This is a genomic window from Clostridium sp., assembly GCF_036642255.1.
Lineage (GTDB): Bacteria > Bacillota > Clostridia > Clostridiales > Clostridiaceae > Clostridium_J.
Genome location: NZ_JAVWDJ010000029.1, coordinates 37,096 through 40,945, shown reverse-complemented (window position 1 = coordinate 40,945; position 3,850 = coordinate 37,096). Strand labels below are relative to the sequence as shown.

The 3,850-nt window shown below is 29.8% G+C and carries 2 protein-coding genes and 1 pseudogene; all 3 read right to left on the bottom strand.

What is annotated here, in order from left to right:
* Nucleotides 1-148 precede the first annotated feature (148 nt).
* Nucleotides 149-1,339, bottom strand: a complete 1,191-nt coding sequence (locus RR409_RS14630; protein WP_332558509.1) for a mannose-1-phosphate guanylyltransferase — start codon at nucleotides 1,337-1,339, stop codon at nucleotides 149-151.
* A 131-nt stretch (nucleotides 1,340-1,470) separates the two neighbouring features.
* Entirely contained in the window at nucleotides 1,471-2,727 is a 1,257-nt protein-coding gene (locus tag RR409_RS14625; RefSeq protein WP_332558508.1) for an O-antigen ligase family protein, read from the bottom strand.
* A gap of 197 nt (nucleotides 2,728-2,924) precedes the next feature.
* Nucleotides 2,925-3,850 (bottom strand): annotated as a pseudogene (locus RR409_RS14620) (O-unit flippase); the annotation flags it as partial.

Here is a 3,850-nt window from a genome sequence, read left to right as displayed (position 1 = left end):
GTACATACATTCATCTCATTTCTTCTAAATAATGAACAAGTTCATTTGTTCAACCACCTTGGAAGGAGATTTTTCTTCTACCAAAGTCCTTTTTACAAAAGGACACTCCTATCTAAAGTAAATGTAGAGCTATCCTTTCAAAATACCATTAAAGGTCTGCTTTTTTCCTTATTTCACATATAGAGGGCATATCTTCCTTTTTCCCTATAATTATAACATCATCGCTTTCAATAAGGAATATGTCATCTAAGCCTGAAATCACTATGGGCTTTCCATTACCCATTATTATATTATTTTTACCATTTATCACTTTTATATTTCCATCTAAAATATTGCTATTTTCATCTTTTTCTCTATATCTTTCAATAGCATTCCAACTTCCTATATCATCCCAGCCTAGATCCCCTGGAATAACATAGATATTTTCTGCTTTTTCCATGATACCGAAGTCCACAGATATGTTATCTACATCACAGTACCTTTTTTCCAGTACTTCTTCGTAGTTATCTTCTCTTGTTATGGCTACTTCTTTTAAAATATTATAGGTATTTTCTAAATGCTCAGAAGTAAGCTTTAATATATTATGAATTTTCCATACAAACATGCCACTATTCCAAAGATAGTTGCCTTCTTTAAGATATTCCTCAGCCTTTTTCATATTTGGCTTTTCAACAAACTTGATTACGGGCATAATATGATTTTCTATCATATAGTCATCAAAAGCACCTTTAATTGCACTCTCACAATAATCAGTAGTGTTACCTGTACTATCATTTATCTTTTCATTATTAGCAATGGCCTTATCTGTACTGTCGCCTATAGTTCCTATAGATACCTCATTCAGTAAGTGTTCTTCATTTTTAGCAAAGTTTATATATCCGTAGGCTGTTTCAGGTCTTGTTGGAGTTATTCCTATAGTTACTAAGGCATGATTTTTCTTTTCCACAAATTCCTGTGCAGTTTTTATAATATTTAAGAATTTTTCTTCTTCTTGTATTAAGTGATCCGAAGGAACTACTAACATTGTGGCATCTTTATATCTTTTATTTATATAAAAGGCAGAAAGTGCAATACATGGAGCAGTGTTTCTTCCCATGGGCTCCACTATTATATTATCACAATCTAAATTTGGAAGCTCTTTCTTAACTAAATCTACATACTGTTTTCCAGTTACAATAAATATTCTCTCCATAGGTATTAGGGGTAATAATCTTTTAACTGTCATTTGAAGCATAGTGTTATCCCCTAAGAGCTTCAAAAACTGTTTTGGCTTTTCTTCTGTGGATAGGGGCCAAAATCTGGTACCTTTACCACCAGCCATAATTACAGCACATAGCATAAAAAAACTCCTCTCATGTAACTCTTATATTCTGAAACTCATAGGAATTTCAAAATATAAACTTCATTGTTATAGCTAAATGTCTCTCAACAACATATTTATACGGATTACTTTAATCATTAGTTAGTTATTTACTTTGTTTGTTGTTCCTTAGAAATTGAATTTATTACATTAGTGAATATCACAAGGAGTATATAAACTGTGGAAACCTGTCTTATGATAGGACTTTCCATCAAGTTATATATTAGTATAAACACAATGTACACTAAGGAATAGGTTATATATTTATAATTAATTAAATTATCTACCATCATCAATTTTCTTACTTTATTAAGTATCACTGGAAATAATGATAGGGCTACCATAGTTCCTATAATACCAAAATCCAACATTAGGTCTAAATATCCATTATGAGCATGAGTTGGTATCCACCCATAACTAGGGATAACAAAATAATAAGAATAGGGATTTATTGTCCAAAAGCAGTTGAAGCCAAAGCCTAGTAAGAACTTGTAACTTATTGCTTTTAGAGAACCTTCCCAAATAAAGCTTCTTCCTGTAAGAGTTGGGCTTCTTCCTATTGCCTTTAAGAAGTCTATAAACCAATCTGGCTGATAAACTAAAGTGTATACAGAAACTATCAAAACAGGTACTATACTGTATATCATTAGCAAATTGAACTTCTTATATCTTGATAAATAAACTAACCCTAGAGCTAAAGCTGCAAGAAGTATTGAAGTCATACTTCTACTCCAAAGTAGTAGGGCTAAACTTCCCAAAAGATTTATTAAGGAAATTCCTTGTAGCTTCTTATTACCTTTTGAATTCACCATAAACCAAAGGGAGATACTGGCTCCTAGTGTCATATAAAACCCTAAGAGGTTTCTATGTTTAAACATTCCCTTTATAACATTGGTATATCGGGTTTCATCCGCTTGAAAGGTATTCCCAATCCCAAGCACAGATATAAGTAAATTACCAAAGGTTAAGAATATAAACCAAACTAGCAGAATTTTAAATATTTCCTTCTTATTATAATTTTTACCAATATAAATTGCAATAATTGTTGTTCCAATGAATAATATACTATTTTTCAGAGTAACAAATCCATCTATGGACCAAATTATTGAAACCATACTGAAAACCGCTAGGAATATAAAGATTATATTTATATCTAAGTTAAATTGCTTCTTTTTACACATTATAATGAAAAGAACTAGAGGAACTATAACAAAAAACAAATCCTTCAGATTACCTATAATGCTAAATGTATCTATGAATTCTATCCCTGAAGAAAATAGCAAAACAAAAATTAATAATCCATACTTAAAATAATCTTTTTCTGCTGTTTTCATTAACTTTTTTAGGGTGTTATTTATTATTTTCAAGAAACCGTCACCTCTGTTCTTTTTTCTTCTTATTCGTTTTGTATTTTTTCTATTTCTATATTTTTATATTTTGTTTTACTTTTTCTAATTTCTTTTATTTGTCATTACTACTTATTAACTATGTTAATTTTTATTGTTTTCTCTACCTTGTATGTCGCTTAAGTTCGATTAACCACTTTAATTTATGCTAAAGACCCCTAGATCTTTTTAATTCTTTTCAAAATCATTTCCTTATAATAAAGAAATTCATTATTTTTATGAAATAATACTACATAGGTTATGTTTATTATTAACACATTTGCTAGCACATTTAATAAAAAGCTTAGAACACTGTGGTTGAAACTTACAACCATGTACATTCCTCTTGTGATTAAAAACGGAATAACTGCCATGGCTAGATATCTTAAATACCTAGTTAGATACTCCTTAAAGCTCTTATTAAACACATTATTGAATACTATTTTAGGTTTAATCCAAAATACTACAGATAGGTTACTTATAAGAGTACCAATAAATACTCCTGCAAGGCCCATTTTCTTTACTAGGATTATGGAGAAAACTAAGTTTATTGTTACCTCAAAGAAAGGTGCATATCTATCTGCATAGTATAAGCCCCCACTTTCTTTAAATCTATCCACGGACATTCTCATGGTGGTTATATATAAATTTATTAATAGTACTGTAAGTACAGTTCTATCAATTATAAATTTCTCTCCAAGCCATATTACTATAAAGCTATCTATGGTGTTATAAAGTGCTATGCATATGAAAGAGGACATCCAAAAGTTAAAGAAAAATATTCTCTTAAACACTTCATAGGATTTTCCATTATTTTTCTCTGCCAATAAATTCCCTATACTCGCATTGATTCCGTCAAAAATCTTATTAGTAAAATTACTACAAAAGGACAAAATCATATTGTAGTTAGTAAATAGGGCTACAGTCCTTAGATTTAAAAAATAAGAGATTAATATATTATCGGTACTAAACACCACAAAGCTTCCTATCTTGTGAATAAATAGTGCTTTTATATTTTTTATTATATTGTCCTTATCCTTAACTTCACCAGGCTTTTCTTCTCTAATCCACGAAAACTTCTTATTTACAATAAAGTTTATGGTTA